General features: G+C 57.5%; 12 protein-coding genes. 10 read left to right on the plus strand and 2 right to left on the minus strand.

Annotation, left to right across the window (positions count from 1 at the left end):
* Positions 1–60 precede the first annotated feature (60 nt).
* Genes LG198_RS10750 through LG198_RS10765 form a run of 4 tightly spaced genes read left to right on the plus strand, consistent with a single transcriptional unit; the run spans position 61 to position 3,780 of the window.
* Positions 61–1,179 (plus strand): aminomethyltransferase family protein, encoded by a 1,119-nt coding sequence (locus LG198_RS10750; RefSeq protein WP_230343181.1) that lies wholly within the window; start codon positions 61–63, stop codon positions 1,177–1,179.
* Between the two features lie 2 nt (positions 1,180–1,181).
* Complete coding sequence (locus LG198_RS10755) at positions 1,182–1,778, plus strand: dimethylamine monooxygenase subunit DmmA family protein (protein WP_230343182.1); 597 nt, start codon at positions 1,182–1,184, stop codon at positions 1,776–1,778.
* Positions 1,775–2,728: a PDR/VanB family oxidoreductase gene (locus LG198_RS10760; RefSeq protein ID WP_230343183.1), complete on the plus strand. Its 954-nt coding sequence runs from the start codon at positions 1,775–1,777 to the stop codon at positions 2,726–2,728. Before LG198_RS10755 ends, LG198_RS10760 begins: the two co-directional genes overlap by 4 nt.
* An 8-nt stretch (positions 2,729–2,736) precedes the next feature.
* Complete coding sequence (locus tag LG198_RS10765) at positions 2,737–3,780, plus strand: heme-dependent oxidative N-demethylase family protein (RefSeq protein WP_230343184.1); 1,044 nt, start codon at positions 2,737–2,739, stop codon at positions 3,778–3,780.
* 72 nt (positions 3,781–3,852) lie between these two features.
* Here LG198_RS10765 and LG198_RS10770 read toward each other — a convergent pair whose 3' ends face one another.
* On the minus strand, positions 3,853–5,241 hold the full coding sequence (locus LG198_RS10770) for a PAS domain-containing protein (RefSeq protein WP_230343185.1): 1,389 nt from the start codon (positions 5,239–5,241) through the stop codon (positions 3,853–3,855).
* 57 nt (positions 5,242–5,298) lie between these two features.
* On the opposite strand from LG198_RS10770, the gene LG198_RS10775 reads away from it, so the two are divergent.
* The 3 genes from LG198_RS10775 (at position 5,299) to LG198_RS10785 (ending at position 9,847) form a co-directional block, all read left to right on the plus strand.
* Entirely contained in the window at positions 5,299–7,095 is a 1,797-nt protein-coding gene (locus tag LG198_RS10775; protein ID WP_230343186.1) for a histidine kinase, read from the plus strand.
* Between the two features lie 84 nt (positions 7,096–7,179).
* Positions 7,180–7,827 carry a two-component system response regulator NarL gene (gene narL / locus LG198_RS10780; RefSeq protein ID WP_230343187.1) on the plus strand — a complete coding sequence of 216 codons (648 nt, stop codon included), beginning with the start codon at positions 7,180–7,182 and terminating at the stop codon, positions 7,825–7,827.
* Positions 7,828–8,152: 325 nt separating this feature from the next.
* A complete protein-coding gene (locus tag LG198_RS10785; RefSeq protein ID WP_230343188.1) occupies positions 8,153–9,847 on the plus strand; it encodes an APC family permease in 1,695 nt (564 codons plus the stop codon).
* 69 nt (positions 9,848–9,916) lie between these two features.
* On the opposite strand, the gene LG198_RS10790 is transcribed toward LG198_RS10785, so the two are convergent.
* Complete coding sequence (locus LG198_RS10790) at positions 9,917–10,576, minus strand: MarC family NAAT transporter (RefSeq protein WP_230343189.1); 660 nt, start codon at positions 10,574–10,576, stop codon at positions 9,917–9,919.
* 660 nt (positions 10,577–11,236) lie between these two features.
* Between LG198_RS10790 and LG198_RS10795 the strand changes: the two genes are divergently transcribed.
* From LG198_RS10795 to LG198_RS10805, 3 genes are read left to right on the plus strand one after another with little or no spacing between them, the layout of a single operon-like run.
* Positions 11,237–12,478, plus strand: coding sequence for an FAD-dependent oxidoreductase (locus LG198_RS10795; protein ID WP_230343190.1), 1,242 nt, complete (start codon positions 11,237–11,239; stop codon positions 12,476–12,478).
* Positions 12,479–12,491: 13 nt separating this feature from the next.
* Positions 12,492–12,752 (plus strand): sarcosine oxidase subunit delta, encoded by a 261-nt coding sequence (locus LG198_RS10800; protein ID WP_230343191.1) that lies wholly within the window; start codon positions 12,492–12,494, stop codon positions 12,750–12,752.
* Positions 12,749–15,640 carry an FAD-dependent oxidoreductase gene (locus LG198_RS10805; RefSeq protein ID WP_230343192.1) on the plus strand — a complete coding sequence of 964 codons (2,892 nt, stop codon included), beginning with the start codon at positions 12,749–12,751 and terminating at the stop codon, positions 15,638–15,640. The genes LG198_RS10800 and LG198_RS10805 overlap by 4 nt, the downstream gene beginning before the upstream one ends.
* The last annotated feature ends 7 nt before the right edge of the window (positions 15,641–15,647 follow it).

The following is a 15,647-nucleotide window of genomic DNA, read 5'->3' on the forward strand; positions in this document are numbered from 1 at the left end:
TTCCATTGATGCCATTTTGACTATCGTTAGCCTTGAAATCACCATTTTAAGGATATGCGCATGTCAAGGAACTCAATTCTGAATGAACGCCACCGTGCCCTGGGCTCCAAGCTGGACGGAGAGACATGGAACGGGATGCCTATCCCATGGAGTTATGATTCGGACGTGCATGATGAAGTGGTGGCAGTACGCTCCAAGGCCGGCCTCTATGATGTTTCCGCGCTGAATATTGTCAATGTCAGCGGCCCCGATGCGGAAAAAGTGGTGGATCAGCTGGTGGCCAGGGATATTTCCCGGCTCAAGGCCGGCAGTTCATTGCTGGCCGCTGAACTGAATGAGGCCGGCGCCATCTGCGACGACATTATGGTGATCCGTGATTCAGCGACGGAATTCCGCCTGTCCCACGGTAGCGGCAAGACCCCGGAGAACCTTGCCAAACTGGCCGCTGGCCTCAACGTCAAGGTGGAGCCGGACCTGGGCTCGCATATCCTCTCGCTGCAGGGGCCCAAGTCGCTGGAAGTGCTCAATCCCTTGCTGAATTTTGATCTGGGCCAGCTGGAATATTTCCAGCACAGGGCCACCCAGATATTCGGCAAGAATGTCTATATCGCGCGTGGAGGGTATTCGGGCGAGCTCGGGTACGAAGTATATTGCCGCGCGGAAGACGCCGTCCTGATCTGGGATGAAATCCTCAAGGCGGGTGCCCCGCTCGGCGTGATTCCAGCCTCGTGGAACTCGCTGGAACTGACACGGATAGAGGCCGCGTTGCTGTTCTTCCCGTTTGAAATGATCGAAGGCGATACCACACCATGGGAGGTGAATATGGGCTGGGGCGTGGATACTGACAAGCCTGGCGACTATATCGGCAAGGCTGCCGTGCTGGCGCTGAAGGGCAAGGAGCGTTTGCGCCAGGTCGGGCTGATCTGCCGTTCCCCGGTGGCGGTGCAGGCCGGTGCCGAGATTATCCGTGAAGGCAAAAAGGTAGGCGTAGTCACTAGCGCTTCTTACAGCCGTTATCTCATGCAATCCCTTGCGCTTGCGCATATTGCACCGGAGTTTGCCGCCAATGGCACCGAGGTGGAAATCAAGGGCAAGACGACGAGTTGCAGGGCCTATGTCGCCCCAATCCCATTCTACGACCCACTGCGCCTGCGTACCCATCCCCGTGCCGGAGCCTAACCATGCAGCATGGATACTGGATCAGGAGCAAGCCCATCTATCACAGCCTTGCCTGGCAATACAAGGCGCAGGCTCATGTGCTGCTTGCCAGCGGTGAGGGAGGGCGCTCCGTCTTGCGTTTGTATCAGCAGCGTTTGCCCGACCAGCCGGTCACCGTGCTCTATCTTCCCGCAGAAAATGAGGATTACAGTGCGCCACTGGTGACGGTGGTTGGCACCAGTCTGCAGGTGTTTCCGGATGCAAGGGAATTGTGGCAGCGTTTTGACCAGGTCCTGCAACAGTCGCGCATGGGTACGCGCCTCTATGCCGCCGGCACGGAGAGTTTCCTCTGGCAGGCGACGACGCTGGCAGTCAAGCATGGCGTGCTGAATGCCGACGTCATGCGCGAGCAGCCTGCGTCGCTGGCACGCCCGGTCTACTGTGTGCACTGCAAGACCACGACCCATGGCGTGACTACCAATATCGCAGTGTGCGCAGGTTGCCAGCGCCACCTGTTTGTACGCGATCACTTCTCGCGGCGGCTAGGTGCCTACATGGGCCTGATGATAGATGCCGAGGATCCCGGCAATGTGCCCGATGCCGAGGAGGTCTATCCATGAGCGCGCTCAACGTCATTGTCTCCAACATAGAGCTGGTAGCGGACGGCATACGTCATTTCACGTTCATCGCAGCCGATGGCGGCGAACTGCCCGGGTTTTCCGGCGGCAGCCATGTGGTGGTGTCCATGCCTGCGGGTAATCGTACCTACCGCAATGCCTATTCGCTCCTGAGCTCGCCCGCGGACCGCAGCAATTACCAGATTGCCGTGCGCTTGCAGGAGCAGTCGCGCGGCGGTTCCAGGTTCATGCATGAACAGGTCAAGGTGGGCACCAGGCTGGATATTTCCTGGCCGGTCAACCTGTTCCCGATTTCACGGGTAGGGCATCAACATATCCTCGTGGCCGGCGGCATAGGCATTACGCCGTTCATGTCGCAGGTGCACGACCTGCTGCGCACAGGGGCCGGGTTTGAACTGCATTACGCCTTCCGCTCTCCCCGGCATGCGGGCTTTATCGACCAGCTCAAGCAGTTGCTGGGTAATAAGCTGGTTTGCCACGACCAGAGCCAGGGCCAGATTCTTGATCTGCATGCTCTGCTCAGCAGGCAGCCGCTAGGTACCCATGTGTATGTCTGCGGCCCGGACGGTATGGTGGATGCGCTGATTGCTACCGCTCATGAGCTAGGCTGGCCCGATGCGCATATCCACAACGAGGAATTCCTGGCGCCGCCAGTGGGCGAGCCTTTCACCATAAGGCTCAGGCAGTCGCAGAAGAATGTGGATGTGGGCGCTGAAGTCAGCATGCTAGAAGCCATGGAGGCCGCCGGGGTAGACGTGCCCTACCTCTGCCGTGGCGGTGCCTGCGGACGTTGCGAACTGGAAGTACTGGCGACTGACGGCGTGATCGAGCATCACGACCATTACCTGTCCGATGCCGAAAAGGGTGCGGGCAAGAAGATCATGCCCTGCGTCTCAAGAGCCAAGTGCTCTTTCATTGAACTCAATCTTTGAGGTGAATCATGAATAACCTTGCATACAAGCACGAAACCTTCCGCGACGATTACACCTACCGCAATTCTCCTGATGCCATCAGGCGCTTTCCGTTCCCGTTTGCCGAGGATCACTACATGTACTCGGTCAATATCGAGCAACACCAGCCCGGCGCCAAGGGTTCCATCGTGGAGCATGCGTTTGATATAGACGAGCATTATGTCTCGGAATGCGAGGACAAGCTGATTACCCTAGGCCAGGATAAGGGCCGCTATGCGGCATTGCCGCACATGATGGATGCGCAATGGGATTTTCTCGAACTCAGCATGGAAAGCCTGTCGCGCGATTATCCGCACCTGTTCACCCTCACCAAGGACGGTGAGCGCTGGACATGGCGCAATGGCCCGCTGGGGATAGAGGACAGTTTTGTTTTTGGCGATGCCGCTACATTGCCGCTGGAGCCGTTCGAGTATATGGGGCGGCAGGTGCAAGGGGATTTTGTGCTGCTGGACCAGCGGGAAGGCACATTGTTTGCCGATGCCGGGTTCATCACCAGCCAGGCCGACTGGTCGCTGGCATTTGATGTCGGCATGTCCTGGCATGAATGGCATGGTCCGGTGCCGCAGGTGGAAAAAATGGGCATCATGGACAGAGCGCTCAAGTTCCTCATGAGCTTGCAGCAGGGCAACCCGGTCCGGCGGCTGAACTGGACCATGACGATTAACCCGCGCCTGGATACCTCCCCGGAGCATTTTCCTGAATGGGGGCCGGACAAGCTTAAAGTCACGGCGCAGAATGCCGGCGAGAAAGCGCATTTGCGGGTGGAGCTGCAGACCATGTTCCGCTTGCCTCGCAGCAATGCCATCCTGTTTAGCATCCGCTGCTACCTGATCAGCCTGGAAGAGCTCGCGACCTATCCGCGCTGGGCCAAGCGTTTTCACCGCGTATTAAGAGATCTGCATCCGGACCTGCTGGAATACAAGGGTATCAAGGTATATCACGAAGCCGTGCTGGCGTGGCTGTCCCAGCATGATGACGGGGCAGAGCTTGCATTGGGCGCCCACCCTGAGTAATGCAATGGCAAGTGGCTGACGGCCTTTAATTTTCAGGCGGCTCATGTGGGCCGCCTGAGTTGTTAAGGGAAGTCACTCTTGGTGAGAAATTTGCTGTTGCAGTTGGCTCAGGATATCTGCGCCGATAGTTGCATCGCTTTCGCGATCCAGGATCGCGATAAAGCCTTCCACTGCCAGCAGTTCGCCTGTGCTGGCATAGATGCCGGTGCCATGTTCCCATACCCATTGGTAAGTGCCGTTGCGTGAATAGAGACGATAGACGGCCTGAAGCTGTTGCTGTTGCATGAGTTTTTCATGGGCGGATTCCCAGGTCGGGCGGTCTTGCGGATGCAGCAGTTTCTTGAATGTCAGTGAGTGGTCGCTTATCAGCTCGTGCGCGCCATAGCCGGTGATATCGACACAGCCGTCGCTGACAAACTCGAAGTTGAGGCCGGCGTCGGCCTTGCGGCGATAAATCATGCAGGGCACATTGTTGAGCAGGCTGCTGAGGGAGTGCCGGTTGCTCTTGAGGCTGGCCTCGACCTGGCGCGCCTCGTTGATATCGGTAATGGTGCCGACCACGCTGGCTCCCTCGTTCTGCATGGTGGAGGAGCTTTTGGCGCGGATTTCCACCCAGCATGATTCGCCATTGCGCCTGATCAGCCGTATCTGCTCGTTGCAGCGCTGTCGCTTGCCTTTGGATATGGAGTCCAGCCTGGCAATGATGAGCGGCTGGTCTTCGGGGTGGACAAAGGTAATGAACGACTTGCCCAGGGACTCTTCAGGGGTATATTCGAGCAGGGTTTCCCAACTGGGGTTGAGAAAGGCGATACGGTTGCCGCGTTGCAATTGGAATACCACTTCTTCCAGCCGGTTGATGAGCAGGTGGTAGTTGAACTGCTCGTTGAAGCTGATGCCGGTGGTGGGGCTGCTGGAGATCAGCGAGAATTGCAGCAGCAGCCTGTCGCTCATGGAGGAGCCGCTTATGGGCGAAAGCGAAAGCTTGGCCGGCAGTATGGTGCCGTCGACGCAGAGCAGGCGCAGGGTGGTATCCTCCTTGGCGGGTTCATCGAGATTGGCCAGCAATGCGGCCAGCAGCTTGTGATCGCCGGGGTATACTACATTGGTGAGCGGCATGCCGACGATCTGGTCCGACATGCCAGCCATGCCCAGGTCGTTAAGAAACGCCTTGTTGGCAAAGGTGACGGTATGGCCCTCTATCACTGCCGCAGGTGCGGATAGGCGGGATGAAACTTCCATTTCCCAGTTCGGGGCATGCAAGCGGGACTGTATCTTGCCGAGCCGCTGGCGGGTCAGCACCGGCACCAGGGCGGCCATCAGCAATAGCGAGAGCAGTGTGCTGCCTGCAATCAGCATGCCGGTAAGGTGAGTGGCAAAAGGGGCGCTGGCTGTCCACCAGCTGTTGAACACCAGCAGGAATATCAGGCTAAGTATCATGGTGCTGAACAGGTATAGGCTCATGGCGCGCTCAGATAAAGGTTAGGAAACTTGCTTGCTATAAAATTTTTTTTGGCTGGTATGCGTCAACAGTTCGCAGCGCTGGTGGAAAGGCTGTTGCGGCATACGCTATACCTGCGGCTGACCATGCTGCTTTCGTGTGTGGCCATCCTCAGCGTGATGATGCAGGTTGGCTCTTTCTTCCTGCTAGATTACATACCTGCCAGCCAATCTGCAATCCAGGAAGTCAGCCAGAGAAAGCTCGAATGGAGTCTGGTCTTCAGCAACGCCAGCCTGAGTGGGCAGTCATCCAAACAGCCATCGAAATGGAGCGCTTCCGCGCTCGCCGGGGGCAACGCGCTCTATGGCTGGTATGCCGAGCACCAAACAGGCAAGCTTGCCGCCCTGGTGGCGAAACTCAATGCCGATGAGCAAGCCTATCGCGGATTGCAGGAACAGGTGGCAGGGGAGCATCGGCTTGCCCAGCAAATTCTGGATGACCACGACGAGGTCATGAATGCCTTGCGCCGCGACGTCGAGGAGAAGCAGACCGTGCTGGCCATGCTGCAGCTGATGGGACTGGTCTTAGTGCTGCTCTGCCTGGTTTCCGCTGCCTATACGGCCAAGCAGGTATTGATCGACCGCGTGGCCAGCCTGGTGTCGATATTGCCCAGCGAAGGCGCGCAGCGGCAGGACAGGCGCAACATGGATGAGTTTTCCCTGCTGGAGAACATGGTGCACGAGCTGGCTGTCCAGAGCCAGGGGTTCAAGGCGGAAACCGAATGGTTCAACCGTACTAAGAGCGAGCTGTTGCGCCGCATGCTGCGGGCAAGGACCTTTCTGCACGGCTTGGTGTTGTCGCTGCAAGACAGCCAGCTCAACGAATCCACGATCAAGACTATCATCTACTCCATGGAAACCAGCTTGGACCTACGCAATGTGTCCATTCGCTTTGTATTGGGCGGTGTGGACTCGCAGGGGGAGAAGCTGCTGTTCTCGCAATATGAACCTGAGGCTTTTCCTGATGCGGTATTGCGCGACCTGGCAAACCAGCGTTCAGCCAAGTTCCGCTTTTCCAGCGGCACCGAGTGCATTGCCGCCACGTTTACCTGTCCGGGTGACAGTTTCGGACTGCTGATCCTGGAGGCCAAGCTGGGCCAGGAGTTTTATGAGTCCGACATCACACTGGCGGAAATCACTGCCCAGTTGCTATCCATGGTGATGGGCGCGCAAAGCCGCGAGGAGCAGGCGCGGCGCCTGGCCTTGTTTGAAGAGCGGGCGGCGATTGCGCGCGAGCTGCATGATTCGCTGGCGCAGTCGCTTTCCTTCATGAAAATCCAGATCGCCCGGCTGCAAACGCACAAGGATCTGCAGCAGGGTGAAACTAATGAAATCACCAGTGAATTGCGCGAAGGGCTGGATAACGCCTACCGCGAGTTGCGTGAACTGCTTTCGACCTTCCGCATGCATATGGATGTGCGCGGCCTAGGATTCGCCATCCAGGCCGCCATAGACGAATTTTCCAATCGTTCTGCCGTATCCATCACGCTCGATAACCGTCTGGTGAACTGCCGACTGACCGTGAACGAAGAATTCCATATCCTGCATGTGATCCGCGAGGCCCTGTCCAATATCATCCGCCATGCAGGGGCGCAGAACGTGGTGGTGGCGCTGGCCTATACCCAGGGCAGCACCGTGGTGGTGACCATAGACGATGACGGCGTGGGCATGGCTGGCGCCAGTGGCGAGCACGGGCATTACGGCCAGAGCATCATGCGTGACCGTGCCTACAGCCTGGGGGGCGAGATTACCGTGACCTCGAGAAGAAAGGGCGGCACGCGCGTCAGGCTCGTGTTCACGCCCAAGCTGATGCAGTAGAGAATGGACTCGTTGGATACAGGCGGCAAAATCCCGCCAGTTCTTCCAAGGCATAATTGATGAATATATAGATGGGAACAACAAGTGGACAAGAAATTCAAAGTATTCCTGATTGACGACCATGCCTTGTTTCGCAAGGGAGTCAGCCAGATGATAAGCTCAGACCCTGAATTTGAAGTGGTGGGCGAGGCTTCATCGGGACTGGAAGGCCTTGCGCTTGCCCCTCAGCTTGCGCCCGACATTGTCCTCATCGACCTCAACATGAAAGAGGTCGACGGGCTTGAAACCTTGCGCCGCTTCAAGGGTAGCGGCCTGGCGGCGCGGTTTGTGGTGCTGACCGTGTCAGACGCCGAGGATGATTTGCTGGAAGCCCTGCGTGCTGGGGCCGATGGCTACCTGCTGAAGGACATGGACCCGGCACAGCTCTGCACCAGTCTCAAGAAAATTCTTGGCGGCGTGACGGTGATCCAGGACAGGCTGACCGAAGTCCTCAAGCAGGCATTGCAGGAGCTTTCCGTCAAGCCCGCGCCGGTGACGCCCGACCAGGTTTCCCTGACTGACCGGGAGCAGGAAATCCTGCAATGCCTGGCTGATGGATTGAGCAACAAGGCCATCGCCCGCAAGCTGGGCATCTCCGATACCACGGTCAAGGTGCATGTGAAACACCTGCTGAGCAAGCTGAGGCTCACCAGCCGGCTTGAGGCGGCCGTATGGGCGCACCGGCAGAAGTAAGTGCTCATACCCATAAAGAAGTAATCCGTAGTGGGAATTGTGGCAGCCAGCCCATCCGTTATCCAATGGAGTCCTGTGAGCCTGTTGATGATCTTTTCATGAGGTGCGTTGCCCCGGCTGCGCTGCCGAGACAACCCGGAGGGCATGGCCCCAAAACGAGCCCATTCCGCGTTGCAGTCCTTGGCAAGGCAATGAGCATTACCTGCGGACTGTGCCTTGACTGGACGCGTTTTGAAGCTATGCGCACCCCATGAAAAGATCATCAACAGGCTCTGAGAGATGGATGCCGTCCGCATCCAAGTCATTATTTTCAGGAGACTCCAAATTGAGCACGACCCCATCGTTAGATGCCACGGCTGTCAATATTCCGGTCACTGATCAATCCACACGCGGCAGCCTGCATCGCAAGATAGGGTGGCAGGGTGCGTTCTGGGTTGCCAGCGGTGTACCGGCCCTGGTGCTGTTTTCCATAGGCGCGATCGCCTCCACCGTCGGCAAGCCCGCCTGGCTGGCCTGGATGCTGTCGATTACGTTCGGTTTCATCCAGGCCTTCACTTATGCCGAGATCGCCGGTATGTTTCCGCACAAGTCTGGCGGCGCCTCGGTCTATGGCGCGATTGCCTGGGTGCGGTACAGCAAGTTCATTGCCCCGATTTCGGTCTGGTGTAACTGGCTGGCCTGGACGCCGGTGCTGGCGATAGGTTCGGGCCTGGCGGCAGGCTACATTCTGCTTGCGTCTTTCCCCGCCGACGCCGTCATCAATACCTGGCAGATCACCTTGATGGACCTGGGCTTCATCAAGTCAGGGCTGAGCCTGCGTATCGACGCTACCTTCATCCTCGGGGCGGCGGTGCTGCTCGCGGTTTTCGGCATCCAGCATGGCGGCATTTTGCGCTCCTCGCGCGTGACTATGATCCTGGGCCTGGCGGCGCTGATCCCGCTCATGCTGATCGGCATCGTGCCTGTGCTGACCGGGGATATTTCCGCTGCCAATTTCCTGCCCATTGCGCCGCTGGCCTATGACGAGGCCGGCAACGTGGTCAACGGCGTGTGGGATATCGAAGGCTGGAAGCTGATGGCGGGCGGCATGTTCATTGCGGCCTGGTCCACTTACGCATTCGAGACTTCGGTGTGCTACACCCGCGAGTTCCGCAATCCCAAGACCGACACCTTCAAGGCGATTTTCTACTCCGGCCTATTGTGCCTTGCGGTTTTTACCCTGGTGCCTATCGCTTTCCAGGCCGACCTGGGGTTGGGCCACCTGGTAACGCCTGCTGTGCTGGATGCCGCAGGCAATGAAATCAGCCCTGCCGTTTATGACGGCATGCTGGCGCCGGATATCTACAGCGGCATGGGTGTTGCCGGCGCGCTTGCCGCCATGCTGGGCGGCAGCCAGCAGATCGGCAACGTGATCGTGATCATGCTGGTGCTGGCCCTGCTGCTTTCCATTATGACTTCCATGGCGGGTTCTTCCCGCACGCTGTACCAGGGCGCAGTGGACGGCTGGCTGCCCAAATACCTTTCACATGCCAACGAGCATGGCGCACCTACCCGCGCCATGTGGACTGACCTCTGCTTCAACCTGGGGTTGCTGCTGATGTCGGACTATGTGTTTGTGCTGGCGGTGTCCAACGTCTGCTATATCATGTTCAACTTCCTCAACCTCAATGCAGGCTGGATCCACCGCATGGACCGCCCCAACTGGGAGCGCCCCTACAAGGCGCCGGTGATTCTGCTGGTGCTCGGCACTATCCTCAGTTTCGTCAACGTGGCCTTGATGGGACTGGGAGCCAATATCTGGGGAGAGGGCACGCTCTGGTCGGGTGTTATCTGCGCCTCGCTGATCCTGCCGGTATTCCTGTTCCGCCATTATGTGCAGGACAAGGGCGTGTTTCCCAAGGCTATGGTGGAGCATATGCATATCGGCGATGAGGAGGGCGTGAAAACCCGTGCGGGTATCCTGCCGTTCGTGGCGATCGGGGTGGCTATCTTCATCGTGGTCTATATGCAGCAGTTGTAAAGGCTGTAACGCTGCATGATAAAAAGGCCTCACATTTGTGAGGCCTTTTGCTTAAGACTCAAAACATGCCTACATCTTGGCAAACTCGATGTAAAAGTCCCTTATTCCAGAGGCCAGGAATTGCACAGCAACACATGTCAGCAGGAACCCCATGATTTTGGTCACTGCCTGCATGCCGTGCTCGCCCAGGAATTTTTCAATATAGCTTGCTGAAGAAAGCGCCAGGTAGGCGATGCCGATGGTGATGGCAATCCCGGTGATGACGATGGCATCTCCCAGGATATGCGAGCCTTCCGGAATCTGGGAACCGAACCCCATGATCACCGCGATGGAACCTGGTCCTGCCAAACTGGGCATGGCCAAAGGCGAGAACGAGTAATCCAGGTTGGCATGCTTGATTTCATCAGGCTCGGTATCCACGCTCGAGGATGAGTCCAGCCCGGAAAAGATCATGCGCAATGCCAGGATCAGGATGATAAGGCCGCCGGCAACGCGGATGCCCGGCATGGAAATGCCAAACAGGCTGATGATGCCATTCCCTAGAAGCAGGAATATGGTCAGGATGCAAAACGCATACAGGCATGCCTTCCTGGCTTGCCGCTGCCTGGTCTCGGCGGTCATCTTCTGTGTCAGTGCCATGTAGAGCGGAATGGTGGTGAGCGGGTTCATGATAGGCAGCAGGCCGATCACCACGATTGAGATGTATTTGATGAATTCCAGTATGGTCAATGCATTATCCTTTTCGTCTTCCCCTGTATCCCATCTGCATTAATCCGCAAGATTCAATGGCGTGGGGTGGGCTTTGTCTGTTTTTTCTATGATCGCAAGCTTATCAACATTTTCCGCTTCATATGGCAAAGATAATTTCTGGCCAGGCACCAATCCGAAGCAGGCTTCCACCAATGCTCCATTCTGGTGCGTATGTTGACCGCAGATATCGTACTTGAATTCCTGCTTGTCAGCTTGGCCTTTCCTCTCGATTACATGTGCTCCCCAGTCTCTCTGCCATTCCCGGCTGTATCTCGCTACCTCTTGGCATCAGGCAATTTTTCCCCAGCGCTATTTTAAGGTTGATTGGTACGAGCCCTGCTTGTTTTCAATGGCAGTGCAAGGCGTGAAAGGCACCCGGTGTGGATTTTTATTTATCCGCGTAGTGGGGAAATACATACCTTAAATATTCTCTTTCAGGACGCTATGAAACCCGGCAATTACTCCCTTGGAAGTATTGACATTCTGATAGTGTTTCTTGATATGAAAAAAAGTTTCATAAAACTGTTGACACTGATTTTGGCACTCGGTATAAATACGCTTAAGTTTCTTGTTAAGAAAAAAAGTTTATTTTTGATTCAATCGCTGGATGTTTGAACCAATCCATTGGAGCCACCATAGATGCCGTTAAGACTGCTCAAATACGCGTTAAGCAAAGACTATCCGGGAACGAGGTTTTTCAAGGCGCATGAGACCCCAAAGAAGTCTTATGACGTGGTGATCATCGGCGGTGGCGGCCATGGGCTGGCAGCGGCCTATTACCTGGCCAAAGAACATGGCATCACCAATGTGGCGGTACTGGAAAAGGGCTACATCGGCGGTGGCAATACCGGACGCAACACCACCATCGTGCGCTCCAATTACCTGACGCCTGAAGGCGTAAAGTTCTACGACGCCAGCGTCAAGATCTATGAGGGTTTGTCAGAAGAGCTGGACCTCAACCTGTTCTACTCCACACGCGGCCATTTCACGCTGGCGCATACCGAATCCGCCATGCGCACCATGCGCTGGCGTGCCGAGGTCAACAAGCATGTCGGCGTTGAAAGCTATGTGGTTGGTCCCGAGGAAATCTCCAAAGCCTGTCCCCAGCTCGATATGAGCTGTAGCGGCCAGGCGCCCATCCTCGGCGCGCTGTATCACGCGCCTGGCTCTGTCGCCCGCCATGACGGCGTGGCCTGGGGCTATGCCCGCGGCGCGGACCGCCTCGGTGTGGAGATTTTCCAGAATACCGAAGTGCTGGGCATCGATGTCCAAGGCGGCAAAGTGGCAGGGGTCAAGACCAGCAAGGGCTATATTGCCACTACCAAGGTGTTGTCAGCGGTAGCGGGCTTTACCCCGCGCATTTGCGAGATGGTGGGGCTGGATACGCCGATTGTCATCCATCCATTGCAGGCCTGCGTCACCGAGCCGATGAAGCCTTGGCTGGATACCATCCTGGTTTCCGGCAGCCTGCATGTATATGTCAGCCAGTCTTCGCGCGGCGAACTGGTCATGGGGTCTTCGCTGGACCCTTATGAAGTGCATTCCACCCGTTCCACCCTGGATTTTGTCGAGGGCCTCACTTCGCACATGCTGGACATGTTCCCTTTTCTTTCCAATATCAAGGTGGTGCGCCAGTGGGCCGGCATGGCGGACATGACGCCGGATTTCGCGCCCATCATGGGCAAGACGCCAATAGAGGGTTTCTACCTGGATGCCGGCTGGGGCACCTGGGGTTTCAAGGCCACGCCCATCAGCGGCAAGACCATGGCGGAAACCATCGCGCGCGACCATGCGCCAGACCTTATCCATTCCTTCCGCCTGTCACGCTTTGAGGATTACGAGCTCACGGGTGAAAAAGGCGCGGCGTCGGTCGGCCATTAAGAGGACAAGCACCATGAAACTACTGACATGCCCAGTGAATGGCACCAGGCCTTTGAGCGAATTTGTGTTTGGCGGCGAGTGCCGCGTGCCTCCCGCCGCGGATTGCAGTGACAAGGTATGGGCCGATTACGTGCACAACCGTCACGGCGCCCCCGGCATCAAGCAGGAGTGGTGGTACCACGCGCCCAGCGGCACCTGGTTTATCGCCGAGCGCAATACATTAACCGATCAAGTGATACGTACATTTCTGAAAGGCCAGGAGGGCAAGCAATGAGCGCGCGTTTAGCCAGGCAAAAGGGCGAATGGGTCAACCGTGCCTCAACCATCAAGTTCAGCTTTGAAGGCAAGGAGTTCAGCGGCTTTGAAGGTGACTCGATTACCAGCGCCCTCTGGGCCAGTGGCGAGCAAGTGCTGGGCCGCAGCTTCAAGTACCATCGCCCGCGCGGCATCCTGAGCCTTGCCAACCATGACATCAACGTGATGGTGACCGACGGCATGGACACCAATATCCGCGGCGATGTGGTGCCTGTGGCAGCAGGCATGGCATTGGCAGCGGTGAACACTGACGGTGGCGTGAAGAAGGACCGCAGCCGGCTGATAGACTCCATCTCGCCATTACTGCCGGTAGGCTTCTATTACAAGGCTTTCCATACGCCGAAGAAGATGTTTCCGTTCTGGGAGAACATCATCCGCAAGGCAGCCGGACTTGGTGTCGTCAACTTCAACTATCCACGCATTCTCAAGCGCAAGCTTCATGCCCACTGCGATGTTTTGGTGATCGGCGGCGGGGCTACAGGCCTTTCCGCGGCCTATGAGGCAGGCAAGAGCGGCTTGCGCGTGGTGCTGGTGGACGAGAATGCCCAACTTGGCGGCAGCCTCGGGTTCGACTGGGGCGGCAGCCAGGAGTCGGCCAATCTATTGCAGGAATTACTGGCCAAGCTCGAGAGCCTGCCGAATGTCAGCCTGATAGCCGGGGCTTATGCCGCTGGCTACTATCCTGACCACTTGATTCCGGTGGTGACGCGTGAGGGTATCACCAAGGTGCGCGCCGGTTCGGTCATCATGGCAAGCGGCGCATTTGAGCAGCCGCCGGTGTTCCGCAACAATGACATTCCCGGCGTGATGCTGGGTTCGGCCGCCCAGCGCCTGCTGCACCGCTACAGCGTCAAGCCGTTCAGCAATGGCGTGGTATTTACCGCCAACGATTACGGCTACCGCGTCGCGCAGGATTTGCTGGAAGCCGGAATCAAGCTGGCGGCGGTGGTGGATTTGCGCAGCGATGCCAAGGATGGCCCGCTGGCTGCGCAGCTTGCGCGCCGTGGCGTCAAGACCATTGCTGGCAGCTGTATCTATGAAGTACAGGCCAATGCGGACAAGACCGGCGTCAAGTCCGTGACTGTCACCGAATATGACGAAAAAACCAATGAAGCGCTGACCCGCGACAAGGTCACCCTGGAATGTGACGGGGTTGCCATGTGCGCCGGGTGGGCGCCTGCCGCCAACCTGTTGTACCAAGCCGGCACCGCCATGCGCTACGACTATGGCGTGCACCAGTTCGTGCCCAACAGGCTGCCTGCTGGCATTTTCGCCGCTGGACGTGTCAATGGGGTGTATGAGCTGGCTCAAAAAGTCCAGGATGGTGCGCGTGCGGCTGCACAAGCCTTGCTTCACATTGGCCTTGATGTGCCTGAGCTGCCATCCGTACAGCCTTCTACCCGCGCCCAAAGCCATGCCTATCCTATTGTGCCGCACCCCAAGGGCAAGAATTTCGTCGACTTCGACGAGGATATCCAGGTCAAGGATTTCATCAATGCCGCCAAAGAGGGCTTTGACAATATTGAGTTGATGAAGCGCTTCACCACGGTCGGCATGGGCCCCAGCCAGGGCAAGCATTCCAACATGAACGCCATCCGCATCTTGGCGCGCGTGCGCGGCGTGCCGGTAGAGCAGATCGGCACCACGACATCGCGCCCGTTCTTCCACCCAACACCGATAGGCCATCTGGGCGGCCGCGGTTTCCATCCGCATCGCCTCACGCCATTGCATGACGTGAACCATAAGCTTGGCGCCGTATTTACCGATGTCGGCGCCTGGAAGCGCGCGGCTTATTACAAGGTGGCAGGTCTCGGCGTGGCGGACACCGTGCTGGCCGAAGTCGAGGCGGTTAGGACCAAGGCAGGCATCATCGACAGCAGCTCCTTCGGCAAGATCGAAGTGCACGGCCCGGATGCTGCATTGTTCCTGGAGCGCTTCTTCACTGGCAATTACATCCCTCAGGCAGTCGGCTCCTCCCGTTACACCATGCTGCTGGACGAGTCCGGCGTGGTGGTGGACGACGGCCTGGCGCACTGCCTGGCAGAAGATTTGTTCTACCTGTCTTCCGGCACATCCAATGCAGCCGCGGTTTACCGCGAGATGCAGCGCTGGCAGCAGATATGGCAGCTGGATATCGGGTTGGTCAATGTCACCGGCGCCTATGCGGCCATCAATGTCGCCGGGCCGCTCGCCAGGCAGGTCTTGTCCGGGCTGGTCAATATCAGCCTGGATGACAGCGCACTGCCCGCCCAGAGCATACGCGAGACTGAAATTGCCGGCGTGCCGGTACGCCTGATACGCGTGGCTTTTGTCTCGGATTCTACTTACGAATTGCATATCCCCACGCCGCAGGCAGCCTTTGTCTGGGAGCGCGTGATGGGGGCAGGCCAGGCATTGGGGCTAAAGCCTTTCGGTACCGATGCGCAGCGATTGTTGCGCCTGGAAATGGGCCACGCCATGCCTGGCATTGATACCGACGGCCTGACCAACCCCTACGAGATCAGCGCCGAGCATGCGATCAGCCTGGACAAGCCTGACTTCATCGGTAAGCGCAGCCTGCAGATTATCGCCAAGCGCCCAGTGAAGAAAACTCTGGTGGCGTTTGAGCTGGATGCAGGCTATGCCGGCGAGATGCCGTTTGAATGCAACCTGGTGATACGCCAAGGTGAAATCGAAGGCCGCGTGACCAGTATCGCCTACTCCAGGACGATAGGCCGTGTGATCGGTTTTGCCTACGTGGCGCCTGAACATAGCGCGCTGGGATCACGATTCCAGATTCGTGCCGACAGTGGGGCGCTGGTCAATGCCACAGTGGTTTCTTCCCAATTTCTTGCAATGCAAAAGTGAGCGTCGC

Origin of the sequence: Methylobacillus arboreus (assembly GCF_020532725.1) — a bacterium.
Classification (GTDB): domain Bacteria; phylum Pseudomonadota; class Gammaproteobacteria; order Burkholderiales; family Methylophilaceae; genus Methylobacillus; species Methylobacillus arboreus.

Bases quoted from the DNA above. Each gene is read 5' to 3' on its own strand.
- LG198_RS10805 (WP_230343192.1), top strand. From the start codon at position 12,749: ATGAGCGCGCGTTTAGCCAGGCAAAAGGGCGAATGGGTCAACCGTGCC.
- LG198_RS10800 (WP_230343191.1), top strand. From the start codon at position 12,492: ATGAAACTACTGACATGCCCAGTGAATGGCACCAGGCCTTTGAGCGAA.
- LG198_RS10760 (WP_230343183.1), top strand. From the start codon at position 1,775: ATGAGCGCGCTCAACGTCATTGTCTCCAACATAGAGCTGGTAGCGGAC.
- LG198_RS10795 (WP_230343190.1), top strand. From the start codon at position 11,237: ATGCCGTTAAGACTGCTCAAATACGCGTTAAGCAAAGACTATCCGGGA.
- LG198_RS10765 (WP_230343184.1), top strand. From the start codon at position 2,737: ATGAATAACCTTGCATACAAGCACGAAACCTTCCGCGACGATTACACC.
- LG198_RS10750 (WP_230343181.1), top strand. From the start codon at position 61: ATGTCAAGGAACTCAATTCTGAATGAACGCCACCGTGCCCTGGGCTCC.
- LG198_RS10770 (WP_230343185.1), bottom strand. From the start codon at position 5,241: ATGAGCCTATACCTGTTCAGCACCATGATACTTAGCCTGATATTCCTG.
- LG198_RS10755 (WP_230343182.1), top strand. From the start codon at position 1,182: ATGCAGCATGGATACTGGATCAGGAGCAAGCCCATCTATCACAGCCTT.
- LG198_RS10775 (WP_230343186.1), top strand. From the start codon at position 5,299: ATGCGTCAACAGTTCGCAGCGCTGGTGGAAAGGCTGTTGCGGCATACG.